This window comes from Paenibacillus profundus, assembly GCF_021369635.1.
Lineage (GTDB): Bacteria > Bacillota > Bacilli > Paenibacillales > Paenibacillaceae > Paenibacillus_B > Paenibacillus_B profundus.
Map to the genome: position 1 here is coordinate 63,553 of NZ_JAJNBZ010000021.1, position 18,241 is coordinate 81,793.

At 51.3% G+C, this 18,241-nt stretch carries 14 protein-coding genes and 1 riboswitch; of the genes, 11 read left to right on the forward strand and 3 right to left on the reverse strand.

The window, feature by feature from the left end:
- The first annotated feature begins 84 nt into the window (after positions 1 to 84).
- The 8 genes from LQV63_RS21235 to LQV63_RS21265 all read left to right on the forward strand — a co-directional run bounded on the left by LQV63_RS21235 (position 85) and on the right by LQV63_RS21265 (position 7,981).
- Positions 85 to 1,188, forward strand: a complete 1,104-nt coding sequence (locus LQV63_RS21235; RefSeq protein ID WP_233698207.1) for an ATP-binding protein — start codon at positions 85 to 87, stop codon at positions 1,186 to 1,188.
- Positions 1,185 to 3,521 (forward strand): DUF5682 family protein, encoded by a 2,337-nt coding sequence (locus LQV63_RS21240; RefSeq protein ID WP_233698208.1) that lies wholly within the window; start codon positions 1,185 to 1,187, stop codon positions 3,519 to 3,521. The genes LQV63_RS21235 and LQV63_RS21240 overlap by 4 nt, the downstream gene beginning before the upstream one ends.
- Complete coding sequence (locus tag LQV63_RS21245) at positions 3,496 to 4,734, forward strand: VWA domain-containing protein (RefSeq protein WP_267934141.1); 1,239 nt, start codon at positions 3,496 to 3,498, stop codon at positions 4,732 to 4,734. The genes LQV63_RS21240 and LQV63_RS21245 overlap by 26 nt, the downstream gene beginning before the upstream one ends.
- Before the next feature lie 267 nt (positions 4,735 to 5,001).
- Positions 5,002 to 5,166, forward strand: coding sequence for a DUF3021 family protein (locus LQV63_RS32120; protein WP_407672947.1), 165 nt, complete (start codon positions 5,002 to 5,004; stop codon positions 5,164 to 5,166).
- A gap of 25 nt (positions 5,167 to 5,191) precedes the next feature.
- On the forward strand, positions 5,192 to 5,749 hold the full coding sequence (locus LQV63_RS21250; protein WP_233698210.1) for an alpha/beta hydrolase: 558 nt from the start codon (positions 5,192 to 5,194) through the stop codon (positions 5,747 to 5,749).
- A gap of 62 nt (positions 5,750 to 5,811) precedes the next feature.
- Positions 5,812 to 6,252, forward strand: a complete 441-nt coding sequence (locus LQV63_RS21255; protein ID WP_019420903.1) for an OsmC family protein — start codon at positions 5,812 to 5,814, stop codon at positions 6,250 to 6,252.
- Positions 6,253 to 6,897: 645 nt separating this feature from the next.
- Positions 6,898 to 7,557 carry a helix-turn-helix domain-containing protein gene (locus LQV63_RS21260; RefSeq protein WP_233698211.1) on the forward strand — a complete coding sequence of 220 codons (660 nt, stop codon included), beginning with the start codon at positions 6,898 to 6,900 and terminating at the stop codon, positions 7,555 to 7,557.
- Positions 7,532 to 7,981 (forward strand): hypothetical protein, encoded by a 450-nt coding sequence (locus tag LQV63_RS21265; RefSeq protein WP_233698212.1) that lies wholly within the window; start codon positions 7,532 to 7,534, stop codon positions 7,979 to 7,981. Before LQV63_RS21260 ends, LQV63_RS21265 begins: the two co-directional genes overlap by 26 nt.
- A 326-nt stretch (positions 7,982 to 8,307) precedes the next feature.
- Here LQV63_RS21265 and LQV63_RS21270 read toward each other — a convergent pair whose 3' ends face one another.
- From LQV63_RS21270 to LQV63_RS21280, 3 genes are all read right to left on the reverse strand, one after another.
- Complete coding sequence (locus LQV63_RS21270) at positions 8,308 to 9,174, reverse strand: hypothetical protein (protein ID WP_233698213.1); 867 nt, start codon at positions 9,172 to 9,174, stop codon at positions 8,308 to 8,310.
- 191 nt (positions 9,175 to 9,365) lie between these two features.
- Entirely contained in the window at positions 9,366 to 10,850 is a 1,485-nt protein-coding gene (locus tag LQV63_RS21275; RefSeq protein WP_233698214.1) for a hypothetical protein, read from the reverse strand.
- A 130-nt stretch (positions 10,851 to 10,980) separates the two neighbouring features.
- Positions 10,981 to 11,547 (reverse strand): RNA polymerase sigma factor, encoded by a 567-nt coding sequence (locus tag LQV63_RS21280; protein WP_019420908.1) that lies wholly within the window; start codon positions 11,545 to 11,547, stop codon positions 10,981 to 10,983.
- Between the two features lie 285 nt (positions 11,548 to 11,832).
- Here LQV63_RS21280 and LQV63_RS21285 point away from each other — a divergent pair, with 285 nt between their 5' ends.
- The 3 genes from LQV63_RS21285 (at position 11,833) to LQV63_RS21295 (ending at position 18,235) form a co-directional block, all read left to right on the forward strand.
- A complete protein-coding gene (locus LQV63_RS21285) occupies positions 11,833 to 15,303 on the forward strand; it encodes a DPP IV N-terminal domain-containing protein (protein WP_233698215.1) in 3,471 nt (1,156 codons plus the stop codon).
- A gap of 13 nt (positions 15,304 to 15,316) precedes the next feature.
- Positions 15,317 to 15,424: riboswitch (SAM riboswitch) on the forward strand.
- A 499-nt stretch (positions 15,425 to 15,923) separates the two neighbouring features.
- The gene (locus tag LQV63_RS21290; protein ID WP_233698216.1) at positions 15,924 to 16,514 is read left to right on the forward strand and encodes a 5' nucleotidase, NT5C type; all 591 of its coding nucleotides are present in this window, start codon (positions 15,924 to 15,926) and stop codon (positions 16,512 to 16,514) included.
- The gene (locus LQV63_RS21295) at positions 16,496 to 18,235 is read left to right on the forward strand and encodes a LamG-like jellyroll fold domain-containing protein (protein WP_233698217.1); all 1,740 of its coding nucleotides are present in this window, start codon (positions 16,496 to 16,498) and stop codon (positions 18,233 to 18,235) included. Before LQV63_RS21290 ends, LQV63_RS21295 begins: the two co-directional genes overlap by 19 nt.
- Positions 18,236 to 18,241: the final 6 nt, after the last annotated feature.

The window sequence follows — 18,241 nt, forward strand, 5'->3', positions numbered from 1 at the left end:
CCTATCCTACAGAGCAGGAGCAGGACATACAACACGATAATCAGAACGATAGAGCGTGCGATACACCTTAAAGGAGATGAGCAGATGACCACTAGCCAAGAACAGCTGCAAGATATGATGCGACTGCCGGCGGAGCGATTGTACGAGGAAGAATTAGCAGCGCTTCGCAAGGCGGATAAAGGAAAGATTCCGGCAGGCTGGCAAATGTCGCCGCAGTCGGTGCTCACGTTCATTACCGGCGGCAAAGCGGGGAAAACCGTCATTACTCCTAAATATATCGGTAATAAAAGACTGGTCGAGATGGCGATCGCGACCTTAGTGACGGATCGGGCGCTCTTGCTAATCGGGGAGCCGGGCACAGCCAAATCATGGCTGTCTGAAAATCTGTCAGCAGCGATATATGGCCATTCTGGACTCGTCGTTCAAGGAACGGCCGGAACAAGCGAGGAGCATGTGCGCTACTCCTGGAACTATGCGATGCTGCTGGCGAATGGGCCGACACCGGAAGCGTTGGTGCAAAGCCCGATTATGCGGGCGATGGAAGCGGGGGGAATCGCGCGTTTCGAGGAAATATCCCGGTGTGCGTCCGAGGTTCAGGATGCGCTCATCTCGATACTGTCCGAGAAGACCATATCGGTGCCTGAGCTCGGCAAGGAAGTGAGCGCCCGCAAAGGGTTCTCTATTATCGCCACGGCCAATACAAGGGATCGCGGCGTGAATGAAATGTCGGCCGCATTGAAGCGGCGGTTCAATATCATTGTATTGCCTACCCCATCTGATATGGATACCGAGGTCGAAATTGTGAAGAAGCGGGTTCAAGAGATTGCTTCGGCCTACGATTTGCAGGCTGCTGTTCCTGCGGATGAGGCGCTGCTCAAGGTTGTCACCATATTCCGCGAGCTGCGGAGCGGGATGACGATCGACAAGAAGGAGAAGGTAAAATCGCCTGCGGGTGTCATTTCGACCGCGGAAGCGATCTCGCTGTTGACGAACAGTATGGCACTGGCCGCTAGCTTCGGCAGCGGAGAGCTGACCGATGAAGATCTGGCTGCAGGCTTGCAAGGGGCGATCGTGAAGGATGACGTCAAAGACAAGCTCGTCTGGAAGGAATATCTCGACAATGTGATGAAAAAGCGCGGGGCGGAATGGCGCGGCTTGTATACGGCTTGCAGGGAGATGAACGAGTGAGTGCGACTGCTGCTGCGGCTGTGCATATTTTTGGGGTGCGGCATCTTTCTCCCGGCGGCGCGAAGCATCTGCTGGACTTTCTTCACGATATCCAGCCGACTGCGGTTCTTATTGAAGGTCCTGCCGACGCTACGCCGGAAATTCGCCATCTGACGAATCGGGTGACGAAGCCGCCGGTTGCGATACTGGCATTTACAGATGATTTGCCTGTGTGTACTGTGCTGTGGCCTTTCGCTGCTTATTCTCCGGAATACCAAGCGATGAAGTGGGCGGAAGAGAATGGGGCGATGGCTGCATTTATCGATCTGCCTTCGTCCGCGGCGCTTGCCTTGCAGGACGTACGGATGAATACGGGCGCTGAGGAAGAGGAAGGCAGTCCAGCTTCACCGGAACGGCCATTGGAGGAGACGCGTGGAGAGCGTTCCATCTACAGCCGTATTGCCGAGCTTGCCGGAGAGCACGATTATGACATGTATTGGGAGCGGAATTACGAGCACAACCTGAATGCCGGTGCGTATCAAGAAGCGATTATTGCCTTCTCCACGCAGATGCGGGAGCTATCTGAGGAGAAGGAGAGGCGTTATGAACGCACCGAGTACGCTTATAACGCGGTAAGAGAAGCCTATATGCGGCGGAAAATTCAGGAGACGATCGCATCTGGCCACGAACCGGACAAAATCGTTGTCGTCTGCGGGGCTTATCATGCGGCAGCGCTCGTTGATCTGACATCAGCGATGACGGATGAGGAGCTGGAAGGACTGCCATCGCGCAGCACGAAGCTGACGCTCATGCCGTACTCTTATTACAAGCTGTCCTCGATGTCTGGATATGGAGCAGGCAATAATGCGCCCAACTATTATGAAATGATGTGGGAGCGAATGGTGAACGGCACGCTGGATGAGCTGCCGAAATACTATTTATCGACCCTTGCCCGCTTAATGCGGGATTCGGGCACTCATCGTTCGACAGCCGAGGTGATCGAAGCGGTTCGGCTGGCCGAGTCGCTGGCTGCCTTGCACGGTGGCAGCGCGCCGACCTTGCGCGATCTGCGGGACGCAGCGCAAACCTTGCTGGGGCGCGGCGACCTGTCCGTCATTGCCGAAGCGCTGGCGCGGACGGATGTGGGGACGGCTATCGGTGCGCTTGCGGACGGTGTCAGCCAGACGCCGATTCAAGACGACTTGAACCGGCTGTTGAAGCAGCTGAAGCTTGAGAAATACAAGACGGCGGTCGCAACCGATCTATCGTTAGACCTGCGTGAGAACCGGCGCGTAAAGTCGGAAGAAACAGCATTTCTCGATTTGAACCGTTCCTTGCTATTCCATCGGTTAACACTGCTCGGCATCACGCTGGCGAAGGCGAGACCGAGCGGACAAGAGCGCGCAACCTGGGCAGAGCATTGGGTCATCCAATGGTCGCCGGAAGTGGAAATCGAGGTTGTGGAGTCAACGCTGCTGGGCGAGACGGTCGAAATCGCCACAGCTTATGTGCTGCAGCAAAAGCTTGATGGATGCGGCACGATTGCCGAAGCCTCCAAGTTAATCCGCATCGCCTGTGAATGCGGAATGCTGGCGCAGATGGAAGCGGCGCGCCAGACGCTGCAGCGGCTGGCCGTCGATAGCCGCGATGTCGTGCAGATAGCCGCGGCGGCACGGGAGCTGTCGACGATTATAAGCTATGGCGACATCAGGCGGATCGATACGGCGCCGCTCCTGCCGTTGCTGGAGCAGTTGTTCATGCGTGCCTGTCTGTTCCTGCTGGATGCAAGCGGCTGCAACGATGAAGCGGCCCATGCGATGATTACGGCGATGAATGAACTGAACGGCATAGCTTTGGACCATAGCGAGCAGGTCGATGAACAGCTGTGGCTGCAAGAGCTGCTGCATCTGGCGGAACGGGATGACCGCAATCCGCGGCTCTCCGGCTTTGCCTGCGCGATATTGATGGAACGCAACGCGATGTCTGCGCAGCAATGTGCGGAAGAAGTATCGCGGCGCCTCTCTCCAGGCATCCCTGCCGACCTCGGCGCAGGCTGGTTCGAAGGGCTGTCGCTCCGCAATCGGTATGCGCTGCTGTCACGGATGAGCTTGTGGGAGCAGTTGAACGACTATATCGTTTCTCTCGAGGACGATGAATTTGTGCGTGCGCTCGTCTTTTTGCGGCGTGCCTTCAGTTCGTTCGCTCCCCGCGAGAAGACGATGATCGCCGAGTTGCTTGGCGAATTATGGGGCGTGCATACCGAGCAAGCGGAGGAGATGCTGGCTGGAGAGTTGAAGGAGGACGAAGTGAAGATGATCGACGAATTGAATGATTTTGATTTTGAGGATTTTTAACGTGAGCGCATCTGTTGAAGCGAAGGCAGTCTCACGTTGGCGGCTTATACTCGGCGCATCTGCCGAACAACAGCTGGCAAGCAGTTGCGGGGGCGGAGGAATCGGCCTGACCGAGGAAGAGCAGGTTATGGATCAAGCGCTTGCCGAAATATATGACGATACAAGCGAGGGAACGGATGGCAGCAGCAGCGGTTCTGCGGCGAGCGGTAGAGGGGCTGGACTGGGCAAGTCGGCACCACGCCTATCGAAATGGCTGGGAGATGTGCGCACCTTTTTCCCGGATGATGTCGTCTCGATCATTCAGAACGATGCAATGGAACGCAAAGGGTGGAAGCAGCTGCTGTTCGAGCCGGAAGTGCTGGCTACAGTAAAGCCGGATATTCAACTTGTCGGCACGCTCCTGTCTTTGAAAGGGAAAATTCCGGAGAAAACAAAAGATACCGCCCGCATGCTCGTGCAGGCGGTCGTCGATGACCTCGTGAAGCTGCTGGAGAATGACATTCACCGAGCCGTAACCGGGGCGTTGAACCGCAGGCAGCATTCACCGCTTCCGTCTGTGAGCGGGATCGATTGGAAGCGAACCATTCAGCGCAACTTGAAGCATTACGATGCGGAGCGGCGCCAGATCATTCCGGAGAAATTCTACTTCTTCGATCGCGCGCAGCGGAGCAAAGAATGGACGGTTATCGTGGATATCGATCAGAGCGGATCGATGGCGGATTCAGTCATCTGGGCTTCGGTTATAGGATCTATTTTCGCCAGCATCCCGTCGCTGAACACCCGCGTGGTCGTGTTCGATACGGAAGTCGTCGATCTGACGGAGCAATGCGCGAACGATCCTGTCGATATGCTGTTCGGAATTCAGCTTGGCGGCGGCACGGATATTAACAAATCGGTTGCCTATTGCGAGCAGTTCATCGAAGAACCGAAGAAGACGTTATTTATTATCGTATCTGATCTATATGAAGGCGGTAATCGAGGGGCGCTGATCCGCCGCATGCGCGAGCTGCGGGAAGCGGGAGTCAGAACGATGTGCTTGCTCGCGCTGTCCGATCAAGGTCAGCCGTTCTACGACGAGAACCTTGCGAAGGTTCTATCGCGGGATGGAACCCCTTGCTTTGCGTGTACGCCTGCCTTGCTGCCTGAGTTAGTGGAAGGCGCGTTAAAAGGGCTTGATCTGTTCGACTTGGCGAAGCGAGTGGGAATGAAATAGGTATAGAACGATTTGGAAGACTCGACTCATGCGGAGTTCATCATATTGAAGAACAGGAAGGGGGCAGATGATGCCCCCTATTCGCTATGGATTTATATATAGGAGCAGAATTCATTCAATCGACGGTGATTATGTAACCAGTTATTTCAGAGAAACAACCACTTACTGAAATTCGCTTGAATAGTAATGAAATATACGAATAATAGAAGTATCAGCTGGCGTAACCTGCAAGGCGATGTTCGTTTGGATATTGAAATTAAAATCGATATGTTCGCGGGTATAGCAGCTGGATGGTATGCGCTAAATATAGTTTCGATTGTAGGGTTTATATTCATATATATGATTATTTATATAGTTGTATGGCTTATCATGCAAGCGGTATGGCGAAATCAAATAAACAAAATAAACGAAAAATTGAACGCCAAGAACTGAAACAGGTGTAAAGGAGTTACAAAACATGAACGCTAATTCCTCGTTCTCGTTTACAGAAATAAGCAAATTTCAAAAGGTTCATTTGGGCGAACCTTGCTATTTTGAATCGGCTGATGGAGTAAAGCTCGCTTATTATCAAGTCAAAGCCAATCATCCGATTGCATCACTTGTGTTCATACATGGTGGTGGGGCCCACAGTGGCGCGGGTTATCAAAACTTGGCATACGAATTGAGTGAAAAATATAAGGTGGAAGTGTATCTTTTAGATTTAAGAGGCCATGGACGTTCTGAAGGACCCCGCGGGGATAGCCCGACTTACGTACAAGTATGGCAGGATATAAAAGCTTTCAGTGATTGGGTTAAAAATGAAAACTCGGCAGTGCCATTGTATGTAGGAGGACACTCTTCAGGCGGCGGGGCAGTATTGAATTATTTATCTTGGGATAAAAACTCAAGGGCAGATGGGTACCTATTTATATCGCCAGAGCTTGGATACAAATCAGAAACGGCAAGGAAAGATATAAAACATCCGTTTGCCTTATTTGTTGGAAATGTCATACAGAGATTTGTGGAATTATGGTAAGATAGAATCATATTTCTATGAATACTATACTCCACACTATTTCGAAGAAAAGAGGACCTAACATGCCACTTGAGACATTTAAAGCAACTGCACACTTGCAAAAAGGAATGGTTGTAAAGGCAAAGTCCAGAAATTTCGAGATCACGGTTGACGAGCCAAAATATTTAGGCGGTACCGATACAGGGATGAATCCGGTTGAATTGGTGCTCTGCGCCTTGGGTGCTTGCCAAGCTATCGTAGCTAGAGTATATGCCCCTAAATTTAAAATTCGTTTAGAGGAATTTTGGGTTGAGGTTGAAGGGGACCTTGATACAGACGGCTTTATGAATAAATCCGATGTGCGCCGGGGCTACTCCGACATTCGATATAACATTCACATGAAATCCAACGCCTCGCGCGAACAGGCTGAGGAATTCGTGCAATTCATTGAGCGCACATGTCCTGTAGGTGATACAATCATTAATCCAGTTAATCTTGTCTTGAACAAAATTATCCTTGAATAAGCTGCATACCAGTACGCAGGCATATAGGGGAGCGGTACTTCTGCATATCAGGCGCATGGAACATGAACTGCTTCTTCTAGCATTCAGCCTATGGTATAAAAATAGGATAGCTGCTGATAATCAATAAGGCACTTGCTTAAACGGCAAGTGTCTTTTTATTCTTAAAGAATGTTTAATTCTGTGAAGCAATAAAGCGAATATAGTCATTTTCCCCTTCTTAGAAAAGGTATGCCTGTTGCCTCCCTTGCTCCACTCTCCCCATCATTCAGAATGGCAGATCCCTCACTCTTTTTGCGAAAATATGTTGTCGGGCTTCCTTGAAATAGCTCTTATGTCCATTCTCCCGTACAGTCAGGAGGGTAACGTCGAGAATAAGGCAGATGCCGATTCTTATACCATAGCATGAAGCACCTGGTTATAATGTCAGTTAATTAGAGTGGTCATTGGGCGTGCCGCTTCCTGATGGAAGGGGAGAATGAAGCAAAGGGGCGATTGAAACGAATCACCGTCAGTCTGAAACGTGCCACTGCATGATAAGCATATTTTTCTTAGAAAGGCTAATAATATAATTTAAATTACATTTCAGTTTGCTTTCACTTCGTTGACGTTCTGTTTATATAATAATAAAATGGAGGTGAGAGGTGAATGATAATGCGACCGACAGCAATTGAACGCAGTATTTTGAAAGGACCAGCTGCCCGTGGGCTTATAAGAAAAATGGTGGATACGGACATGCCCGTTGTTGCCGCTATAGTAAAAAACCTGCTTTTTGCGGTAAAGGGTATGGATAAATACAACCAGAGCTGGAATGATGAAGCGTTCTCTGACAGAGACTCTCTGCTTAAGCTTACTGAGGAGCTGCTCCATCATATTTCAGAGGAATCTGCTAAGGAATCGTCTGATGTTACTTACTCCACAACTGAAGTAGCCAAATTCGCTGGTGTTTCCGTGCAAACCATTAATACATGGCTGCGGGAAAAGCGGATTGTTGGAGCTCCAGCAAGGCAGGGAAGAGAACACGCTAAAATTCCAGAGGAAGCCGAAATTATTTTTGGAAATGGAAAAAGAATACCTGTGTCCATTCTGAAAGCGAACTGGGACAAAGAAAACGAAGCTCCTGTAGTGGATGAAGTGACCTATTTGGAACGCTCGATAAAAGAGTTGGAAAACAAATACGGTGCGGCCTTTGAGGATATTTTTGGTGACACAACCATCAAAGAGTTAACCCAAGAAGACACTGACGCCTCGGTCTGGTTATCGTACAAAGCGAGGTTGGAAAGTGTCAAAAAATCTCAATATTCCTAAGTCTACTTTCGGCACTCTAGAAAATTTGTATGATGAAATTTTAACTATTCGTTTTCAAGAAGTAAAAGAAAAGGACCTTGATCATAAAAAAGGCAGAGAAGTTAACGCCAAGATATCGTTTCATGATAACGAGTGTTATCTTCATTGCAAAGAAATATTCGACAAGAGCTTGATGCTCGTTGAATACTATTATGATTGGTATGCTGGAAATCGTCAGATTTTACAAAAATTCCACGCGCATTATCATCCAAAAGAAGCTTCGGAAGATGTGAAACTATATGATCCTTGGCATTTTCATGTACCGGCAGCCAAGGGCGATACAGACGGGATTAGGGTTATAGGAATCGAGGGGTATACTCTACATGACGTTCTTCAAAAGGAAATTTTTAAATACATCCGTTTGACAAAGCTCAGTTCTGAATAAGAGTCCACCTTCCAAATCTGCACCTCCTTTCAGTCCCTAGATAAGCCACCCTGTATGATGGCAAAGCTCACCGATTTTCTCGATTCGCCCGAATACGTCAGGAAGAGGGCGGCCCGATAGCTTATTAATATTTGTTCAACCGTTTCATGATGAGATATACCGCTCCTGCAGCTGCTGCCAGAAGAACAACAGAAAGCAACAGTAGAAATACGATGTTTTCCCAAACGATGCTCACCAACTTACCTCCTCTATGAAGTCAAGCGACGAAAGCCGTGGCTCATTTCGAATAGGAACCACGGCTTGAATGTAGGCGGCTCAACCGTAACTTATGAAGCTCTATACCCGAGCACGTGGGCGAAATAATCGATGTTTCTGCTCAGAAAGTCCGTATTGGCCAACTGCGCTTTCTGAATCATGCTCTGAAGGTCCTTCACAAATGCGGCCATGTTTGCGGTATTCGCACCGTCAAAGCGGCTGTCTATTCTCGCAGCGGGTACCTCTTTCATAGGCAGGGATGCTTCTTGGCGATAGGTGTCCAGCCACTCTTTGTTCTGCGGTATTTTGTGCGCGAACTTCATCAGAATACCAGACCAGTCACCGCCGTTCACTATCGCTTCCTGCAGCTGGCCGTGGCTCTCCGGCTCGAATCTTTTCATCAAATCGGTGATGTTCACATAGTCATCGGGTGCGCCTTGCGGCTTCTGGGAAGGGGGGATGTAGGTTGCGTTGCCTGCAACAGGATTGATAGTTTCCTTATGGGACATTGCAGCGATCTTATTCATTGTGTTCAGCATTTCGGCAGCCTCGCCATCCTTGAAATAGTTGTCCGCGATATACTTCGCCTGAGTCAGACCAAGCTCCAACAATGCCGCCCGTTCTTTACTGTCCGACACGGTGCCGTCGGGAACGAGATTGGACTGGATGACTGTATATACGGCTGTCCTTACCTCGGGCGCTTTGCCCTCCAGAAGCCGGTGCAAGGAATCGTTAATCTCGGCATTGCCATAGTACGTCGCCACATGATGTTCAATCGCGCCGACCGCCAATTGGCGTCCCGTCGGACTAATATCAACCGTGTCGTGCTTCAAGCCGGGAATCGTCCCCGTTTCCATCTTCGGTTGCTTGTTGACCTGCCCTTGTCCGTTCATGCCGTACAGCTTCGGCTCAAGTGTTGTGCTGCTATTGACTTTCATGTGATACCTCCTCGGTGTGATGAATTCGGGATTTTTTGGGCTGCATCATGATGGTCGTATTTTCTATATTCAGGATGATATTTACTATATCGACCAATATTTCAATTTCTTTTACTCAAATGATCCAAAACAGTAAAAAAATATACCATGCGCGCGTAAAGCAGAATGCGTACATGGTATGGGGGACGATATTATCCTCTTCCTCCGTACAGGCTATAAGCGAAATGGTAGAGAATATCCGTTGCGCTCACATGCGGGCGATCGGCGACTTTGGCCACTACTCCGCTCAAATCGTAGTAATGTGTAAAGTTAATCGCTCCCGGCAAAAACTCGCTAATGCTTGCCGTCGAAGATGGAAGACTGAGTGTTACGGAGAACTGTCCGCTGTTGTTCGTATAGACGGATCCGGTTCGGGTGCGGTTGCCGCTTCCTTCCGTCCAGTTTTCATTCAACCAGATGACGTCTACTTTCGCATTGGCTACGGCATAATTGTCTGAGGTAGCAACTACGCCATTGACAGTAAGCGTGTTGTTGATAATTCGGAAATAGCGGCCATACCGGTAGGAAGGATAGTCATTCGGGCCGCCACCGGAGTTATATCCGTTAATGACAATTTTGTCCGCGCGCAGCACTGGTTTAATCGACAAGGTGTAATTGGTTGTGTCATATTGGCCGGTCGTATAGACGCGGACGTAGTAGCTGCCTGTTCCGAGCGGCACATTGTTGTCCGTTGTCGACAGCAGCTTCATCTGGTTGTCGGCTAACACTCCGTACACTTCCACCTTATATCCCTTGGCTGCAGAAGCGCTGTCCAAGGAGAAGTTCATGACGTCATAATTGCGGTTCTCCGGCACTGTAATGACATACCAGTCATTGTCGATGGGAGAACTGATGGAACGGCTGTTCAGCGATGAACCGCCCGGGGCTACCGTGAAGCTGTAGGCGTGGAAGGCGTTCTCGTCGGTCTCGAATGCGTCATAGTCTGTGCTTGTCGCAAGCGTGACATAGAACGGATCGTTAATGCTGCCGCCCTGCTTGGCGTGAACCTCGATCAGGTACGCTTTATCGGCCGATGTAGCATTCTTCGTGCCTACATTCTCTGACAACGTCCGCATTCCGTTCGCGTACTGGTTGAAGTACGTTCCGTATACGGAGTAATCGATAGGAGTCGTGATCAGATTCCCGGTCGTCATATCGAATTCATACAAGTACAAGTCATAATTAAGCTGTTGCGACAGCGGCGGATCCAGCTGTACTTGCAAAATATCGCCCGGCTTCACATAGATCGGATACAGATGAACTGCCTCGCCTTCCTTCGGAATGACACCCGAATAGGTGGCGGTTGTTACCGTCGCGCTTGAAGGCTGGGCCAACGCCCGCAGCGAATCGGGGAGGTTGGCTTGCAAGGCAGCGGCATCATGCAAATTAACGGGAGACGTGACGGTATGCCGTTCTGCATACTCAATGCCGCCGGCAGGACCTGCCTTCGTCAACTGGTCAATGATTTCTTCCTCAGCGTGCAAGACGCGAACCGTGTCAGTCGTGACGTGTGCCTGGTCCGCCGTCATATCCGGCCCGGTGTTGAGGGTGCTGCCGTCGATCGCGAATGCGCTGACCTGAAAGACAAGCAGCAAGACGAGGCTCAAAATGGTTAAGATGGACATCTTCTTTTTCATCAATATGTACCCCTCTCGTCATAATGGAGACAGCTCTCAACCACAACTTAAGCGGTCTCACTATATACGACGTATCCACGCGCTACAATCTAACGGACAATATTTCATTCAATCCGACATCAAAGGACGGTTAGCTCCATTTCCTCATAAATTGCTGCCGCAGCTTCTTGCGCGCTCTTGCCAGCCGCTGGCTAATCACTTGTTCGGACAGATGGAGCTCTTGAGACATCTCTTTGTAAGACTTCTCTTCGAAATAATGCAGGAGCAGCAGCATTTGATAGTCAGATTGTAATTCGCGAATGGATTGATACAGCAGGTTGTCTCTGAATTTATCTTCAACAAGATTGGCAATGCTAGGTTCGGTGTCGGGAAGGAGGATGGAGATAGCTGGATTATGGAAAAATTCTGTGGTTATCATCTGGCGATGCTTGCGGTTTTTCCGAATGACATCCAGTGCTGTATTGCGGGCGACGCGCCTAATCCACGTTCTCATGACGGGAGCGTGTCTTACCTCTGGACCCTTTGCTATCGCTTTGATAAATGATTCCTGAATGACATCCTCGGTTAACCCGTGATCTCGCAGCAACTTATAAATATCACGGTATACGAGTTCGCGGAACGAATGATAGACCAGCTCCTGCGCATCGGTATCGGCGTTCATCACATTTCGCTGCAGCAAGTACAGCCACTGTCCCATATACGGTTACCCCCATTCTTCTCTTTTAATAGGAAAGGGGCGACGACTTGTTCCATGTAAGATGAACCTAGCTGCCGACAAGGACGCCCGCTGCAGGCAAGGTGCATAGATGTGAATTCAGTATAACCTATATATTCCATATTGTGACAAATAATTGCTTTAATTCACGAGAAATACACAATCATACGCCATCCCATATGATTCCAATCATTCACACTCCGTTCATATTTCCTCCTTATGATCGATATGTAATCTGATCCAATATAAGCAAGGAGTGGTAGTGGAATGAACAAAGTGATGCCCCGCGAGCAGTATGAACGTGCCGAGCAGTTATTGTATACGCATTGGATGAAGCATGTATTTAACGGACGTGTCGTGCCCCAATGGGTAGGTGGCACGAACCGGTTCTGGTACCGCCGCGATGTGCGGCTCGGCACAGAGAAAGGCACTGAATTTATAGTCGTGAACCCGGCGAACGGCACATCCAAGCCAGTCTTCGACCACGAACGGCTGGCCTCCTCCTTGAGCGCTGTGCTCTATAAGAGGGTGACTCCGTATCATCTTCCGATTGATGAATTGGAATTCCATGAAGATGAGAACGTTATCCGATTCGAAGCGGCGGGCGAACGGTGGGAGTGTGATCTGTGCAGCTATCGGTGTGCGAAGATGAAGCCGCTGCTGAAGCCAGCCATGCACGAGCTGCTGTCACCCGATGGGCAATGGGCGGCTTATACAGAGAAATACAACTTGTATATCCGTCATATGGAGACGGGGGAAGTCCGGCAGCTGACGCATGATGGGGAAGCGTACTACGATTATGCCTCCGAGCCAGAAGTCTCGAACAAGATAGCAAGAGGCAACGTTCAGCTCCCTCCGGCCGCTTTATGGTCACCGGATTCGAAGAAGCTGTTGACGCAGCGGCTTGACCAACGTTTGATACGTGAACTGCACCTAGTGCAGAACGTGCCAGCGAATGAGCAAGATCAGCGGCCTGTCCTCCATACCCAACGCTATGCTTCCCCTGGTGACGAGCATGTGGCGCAGGCTGACATCGTCATCTGTGACATCGATCGGCAGGAATCCATTAAAGTAGATGCCCCGCGTATGACGATGGGCAACAACACCCTATTCAGCCAACTCGCGCCCCAAGCGGCATGGAGCCTGAACGGCAAGCAGGCGTACTATATGGACATGGCGCGCGACCACCGTTCCGCCAAGCTGCTCGTGGCGGATGCGGAGACGGGGGCGGCCCGCACAGCGGTTGAGGAACGGAGCGACACGTTTTTATTTATCGACCTGTATCACTTCGGCAATCTGGATATTCATATCCGCGTGAAGCCCAATTTCCAACTGCTGCAGGATGATACCGTCCTCTGGCTGTCCGAACGCGATGGCTGGGCCCATCTGTACCTGTTCGACAGCGTTACGGGGCAGCTTGTCCGCCAGCTCACGTCAGGCGAATGGAACGTAAGACGTCTGGTCGCTGTCGACGAGTGTAAAGGTTGGATTTATTTTACGGCCGGAGGACGCGAGGCCGGACGCGATCCGTATTACCAGCACCTGTACCGTATTCGTCTGGACGGGACGTGCTTGAACTTGCTGACGCCGGAAGATGCGGATCATAAAATCGCGTTCGCGCCGGATCTCCGTTATTTCATCGATACGTACTCGCGGGTCGATCAGCCGCCTGTGTCCGTCCTGTGTGAGGAAGATGGGGGCATCGTAAGGGAGCTGGAGCAAGCCGACATCGAGCTGCTGCTGGAACAGGGCTATCAAATACCAGAGAGGTTTACCGTCAAGGCGCGTGACGGCGTCACCGATCTGTATGGCATTTTAGTGCGGCCTGCCTCTTTTGACCCAGAGCAATCCTACCCGCTGATCGACTATTTCTATGGCGGCCCGCAGCTTCTCAATACGCCGAAATCGTTCATCTGGGACGCAGCCCTGCTGGGAGTCGACTTCTCCGGCGGCGCTCAATCGTTAGCCCAACTGGGATTTGTCACGATCATAATGGACGGCATGGGCACCCCGTTCCGCTCCAAAGCGTTCCATGACGTTTCGGATGGCAAGCTGGAGGAAGCGGCCGGATTGCTGGACCACGCCGGGGCGATCCGGCAGTTAGCGGAGCGTTATCCGTTCATCGATCAGGAGCGTGTCGGCATCTGGGGTGTATCCGGGGGAGGTTACGGCTCGACCCGGGCCATGCTGCAGCACTCCGACGTGTACAAAGTGGCCGTCTCTGCGGCCGGCAATCACAACCAGCTCACCTACATTTCAATGTGGGGCGAGCGCTTCCAGGGCCTGGTCGATCCCGAGCATCCCGAGCGCTATGCCACACAAGACAACGCGCAGCTGGCCGGCAATCTGAAGGGCAAGCTGCTGCTCGCCCACGGGGATATGGACGACAACGTTCATCCGGCACAGACGCTGCGGCTCGTCGACGCGCTTATTCATGCCAACAAGGACTTCGACCTGCTCGTCATGCCGAACGTCGGCCATAGCATCGACAGGAATCCATACTTCATCCGGCGCAAATGGGACTACTTCGTGCAGCATTTGCTAGGTGTCGAGCCGCCTAAGGAATATCAGATTAAGAGCGGTGCTGATGATCAGACGGATTTGGACTTTCAAGAGCCGGCAGGTCCTTATAAGGTAGGAACAGTCTCCTATCATTGGGTCGATGGTACCCGTGAGGAGACGCTGACAGAGAGGCCCGGCGACAAGCGCGAGCTGATGGTGCAAATATGGTATCCGGCAGACGAAGAGATGTGCGGCGAGCGGCAGCCTTATTTTCCGGACCCCGCCCTGTATGCCGGAGCGCTCAATAGAAGTTTGCAGCTTCCCTTACATTTGGTGATCCAGCTCGGCGCTATCTTGACGAATTCCGTGCTCGATGCGCCGCTGGCCAATGGCAAGCGGAAATATCCCGTCCTCATCTATTCGCATGGCTTCGGCGCGCTCGCCAATTCATCCACCTTCCTGGTGGAACAGTTGGTGAGCCGAGGGTACATCGTGTTGGGCATCAATCACACGTATAACTGCTCCATTACGGTGTTTCCGGATGGCAGAATTGCGAAGTTCAAGGATATGGGCAGCCAAGGAACAAAGGTCATGAACAAGTTAGCGGCCGACGTATGGGCACGGGATGTCCGCTTCATTCTCGATCGGCTGGAGGGGCTCGCCCGACACGATGCCGACCGTTTTGCCGGCAGAATCGATACGAGCCGCATCGGCATACTTGGCCATTCCTTCGGCGGGGCGACAGCGGCGCAAGCGATTATGCAGGACCCAAGGCTCAAGGCAGGGCTGAATATGGACGGCGCCTTCTACGGTCATCCGATCCCGGCTGCTGGCTTGAACCGCCCGTTCTTGTACATGTATGACGGGAAGGCGTTCTCGCGAGACAATTTAGAGACTCTCATTAAGGAGTATGAGAAGCTCGGAATAAGCAGAGAAGAAGCTGTGAAGGAATTAACTATAATTTTCGGGCGTCATGATCACGTCGTCGCCAACGGACACTATTCGCTCAAGTTCAAATCCGCGAACCATATGAGCTTCACTGATTTTACGCTGGCCGTGACAGCGGATGATTCGGCCGCAGCCCTTGCGGCTCGCCGCACGCATGCGATCATTCATGACTTTGCGCTCGACTTCTTCGACCACTATATAAAGGGCAAACCGTCGTCCTTGTTCCCCGGCGGAGGAGCGGGCAAATACCCGGAAGTGGAGCTGGCGCGGGGCAAGGTTCGATGTTAGATGTAATCTCTTGACCTGATCAAGAGTGACTGAGGGAAGGACCTATGACGTCCGGCAACCTTATCAGTAGAGTACACGGTGCTGATTTCTATGGAAGGTTTATTATTTTGAGAGATAAATCGCATAAACGAGAATATATTGTCGGGCTTCCGTGTAAAGGCTCTTATGTCCATTCTCCCATACAGTCAGGAAGGATAGATAACATCGAGGATTAAGCCCATGCCGCCTCGTATACCATGGAATGAAGCGGCCGAGTATAATGGCAGTTAACCAGAGTGGCCATTGAGAATTCCACTTTCTGATGGAAGGGGAGAATGGAGCAAAGGGGCGGATGATGCGACTGACCGTCAGTCTAAACGCGCCATTGCACGAACGAGAAATCTCGAACAGGAGTACAGTAGGAAGACACATACGGTCGTTGGCATGACTGATGTTTCCTTTACCCGAACGAATGATATTCGTTCGGGTATTCGCGTTGGTTGTCCTCGTTTTTACAATACTTTTACAACGGATTAAACTGATGAAAACATATTCCTTCTATGATTGTGGTATCCGGTTGTTTCTTTAATGTTTATTTGATTTGTTGTTTGTTTTCATGACAGTTATAAGGGGGAATCGCTGTGGAACGCATCGCAATCGATATGGATGAAGTGATGGCCGATACGGCGGCAACACATGTGGAGTGGTATAACAGGGACTATCACGATCATCTGAATATAGCGGAACTGCAAGGTGCGACATTGGTGCAGGCCCGGCCCGGGCGAAAACAAGAAATTGAGAGCTATTACGGCCGCGAGGATTTTTTTCGTCAATTGAAGGTGATGGAGCATAGCCAAGAGGTGATTCGTGAGCTCAGTGAACATTACGAGATTTATATTACCACGGCGGCGATGGAGGTTCCGGCTTCTTTTCGGGCCAAATACGACTGGTTGAGAGAGAACTTCGGCTTTCTGTCCGACATGAACTTCGTCTTCTGCGGAGACAAGAGCATCGTTCGCGCCGATTATATGATTGATGACAACGTGAAGCAGCTCCGGCGCTTCCAGGGGCAAGGCATCCTCTTTACGGCTCCGCACAATGTTCGGGAGACAGGGGTTGTGCGGGTGAACAACTGGCCGGAAGCAAGAGCATGGTTCATGGACAAGGCACGGTTGGACGGCAAGGCAAATATTGAGAGTGATGGTGGCATGCGATGCAGCATGAACGCATGATGCAGATCCCGCAGCGTCAACGGCCCGTTCGAGCTCTGGCACATTGGAGATTTGCCGCCGATCGGGTCAAGTCGGGCTCCATACAAGCAGGGTCACTGGTCATAGAGGATGTGAGCGGCAGCGGCAATCTGATTGAATCGGTCGTAGTGCATCACGAATCCAAGGGGCAGACCTGCCTGCCGCTATCGTGGACGAACAGCGCTCACGGGGAAGAAGGGCTTGTCTTTTATAATGACCGTATCCGGTCGGCAAGAGGCTGTTATTTCCAAACGGTGAAGGACGCGCCCATCAACCGAGAGCGATTTGAGCAGGGCTATACGATAGAGGCCATCGTTCGGCTTCCTCAGCCGTTCCATGAAGACAGGCACAGCTGGATGGGGGTGATGACGAGACAGGGGCGGGGAGCGGATATTGGCCGCAAGGGAGAAAATGAGCTGCTCGCGACATTGTCCGTATCGAACTGCAAGGAGTATCAATGGGTGTGCCATCCGATGAATCGGGATACTTCAGTGACGAATTGGTCGCGTTATCTGAAGGCGGATGAGTGGCATCATGTCGTCATCATCAATGATACGGAACAGACTCTTCTGTATGTGAACGGAATATGCGACTACAACAGTCCGGCGCGAGATATTGCGGGCATTGCCGAAGTAGAGGGCAGAGGCTGGAATATCGGAGCATCCGAATGGGGCGGACGTCTGGACAAGCTCTTCTCCGGAGCGATTCGGGAGATACGCATCGCAGGTGAGCCTCTAGTCAGGGCGGACTGGCTCATCGATTCCAAGCCGCAGCAGGTGCTGCAAGGCACCAATGAGCGCATCGTTCTGCTGAATGGAGAGGACAATTACAATTTTGCATTTATCCCGGATCCGCAGAAGCTGGTCTATCTCAATCCTGAGATGTTCACAGCACAAGTCGAATGGACGGCGCAGCATCATGGCAAAGCGCGTATTGCGATGACTGCTGTCCTAGGCGACATCGTCGACCATAGCGAAGCATTGGACGAGTGGGAGCGTTCTTCGAAGGCGATTGACATCATGGATCAATGCCGTATCCCATATATGATGACGGCGGGAAATCACGATTATGACGCTGACGATACGTACTTGCGTTACTACGGCCCAGAACGGTTCGCACATAAGGATTACTACAAAGGCTGCTCGCCGTCCCGTTACAGCTCGTATGGCGTCATCGAGGCAGGAAGCTACTTCTATGTGTGGCTGATGGTGGACATGAAACATCTTTTGCATGATATGAGCTGGTGCAAGGGAGTGCTCGGCCAGCATCGGCATCTGCCGACCATTCTTGTGTCGCATGACATCCTCTATGCGGAGCGTGACGGAGAGCGGCGAATTCCCCATGACTCCGAGAACGGCACAATCATTTGGGAGGAGCTGGTCGCTCCCAATAATCAGGTGTTCATGACGGTGAATGGGCATTATGACGGAGCGGTTCATCGGATAAGGCGCAACGAGTGCGGTAAAGAAGTCATTCAACTGCTGATCAATTACCAGGACAGTTACCGCGGCGGCAACGGCTGGATGAGACTGGCCGAATTCGACGAGCGGGCGAACCGGATCTCGTTCCGGACCTTCTCGCCATGGGTGGAGCGCCTAGCCGAATGCGCGGCGCCCGCCTATCCGGACTTTCGATTTTTGACTGGGCCGTATGATTGCTTTCAGCTTCCGTTTCAATTTCAAGAGCGCTTTAATCTCGAATAGGATGAT

Bases quoted from the DNA above. Each gene is read 5' to 3' on its own strand.
- LQV63_RS21235 (WP_233698207.1), top strand. From the start codon at position 85: ATGACCACTAGCCAAGAACAGCTGCAAGATATGATGCGACTGCCGGCG.
- LQV63_RS21245 (WP_267934141.1), top strand. From the start codon at position 3,496: ATGATTTTGATTTTGAGGATTTTTAACGTGAGCGCATCTGTTGAAGCG.
- LQV63_RS32120 (WP_407672947.1), top strand. From the start codon at position 5,002: ATGTTCGCGGGTATAGCAGCTGGATGGTATGCGCTAAATATAGTTTCG.
- LQV63_RS21250 (WP_233698210.1), top strand. From the start codon at position 5,192: ATGAACGCTAATTCCTCGTTCTCGTTTACAGAAATAAGCAAATTTCAA.
- LQV63_RS21255 (WP_019420903.1), top strand. From the start codon at position 5,812: ATGCCACTTGAGACATTTAAAGCAACTGCACACTTGCAAAAAGGAATG.
- LQV63_RS21260 (WP_233698211.1), top strand. From the start codon at position 6,898: ATGATAATGCGACCGACAGCAATTGAACGCAGTATTTTGAAAGGACCA.
- LQV63_RS21270 (WP_233698213.1), bottom strand. From the start codon at position 9,174: ATGAAAGTCAATAGCAGCACAACACTTGAGCCGAAGCTGTACGGCATG.
- LQV63_RS21275 (WP_233698214.1), bottom strand. From the start codon at position 10,850: ATGAAAAAGAAGATGTCCATCTTAACCATTTTGAGCCTCGTCTTGCTG.
- LQV63_RS21280 (WP_019420908.1), bottom strand. From the start codon at position 11,547: ATGGGACAGTGGCTGTACTTGCTGCAGCGAAATGTGATGAACGCCGAT.
- LQV63_RS21285 (WP_233698215.1), top strand. From the start codon at position 11,833: ATGAACAAAGTGATGCCCCGCGAGCAGTATGAACGTGCCGAGCAGTTA.
- LQV63_RS21295 (WP_233698217.1), top strand. From the start codon at position 16,496: ATGCAGCATGAACGCATGATGCAGATCCCGCAGCGTCAACGGCCCGTT.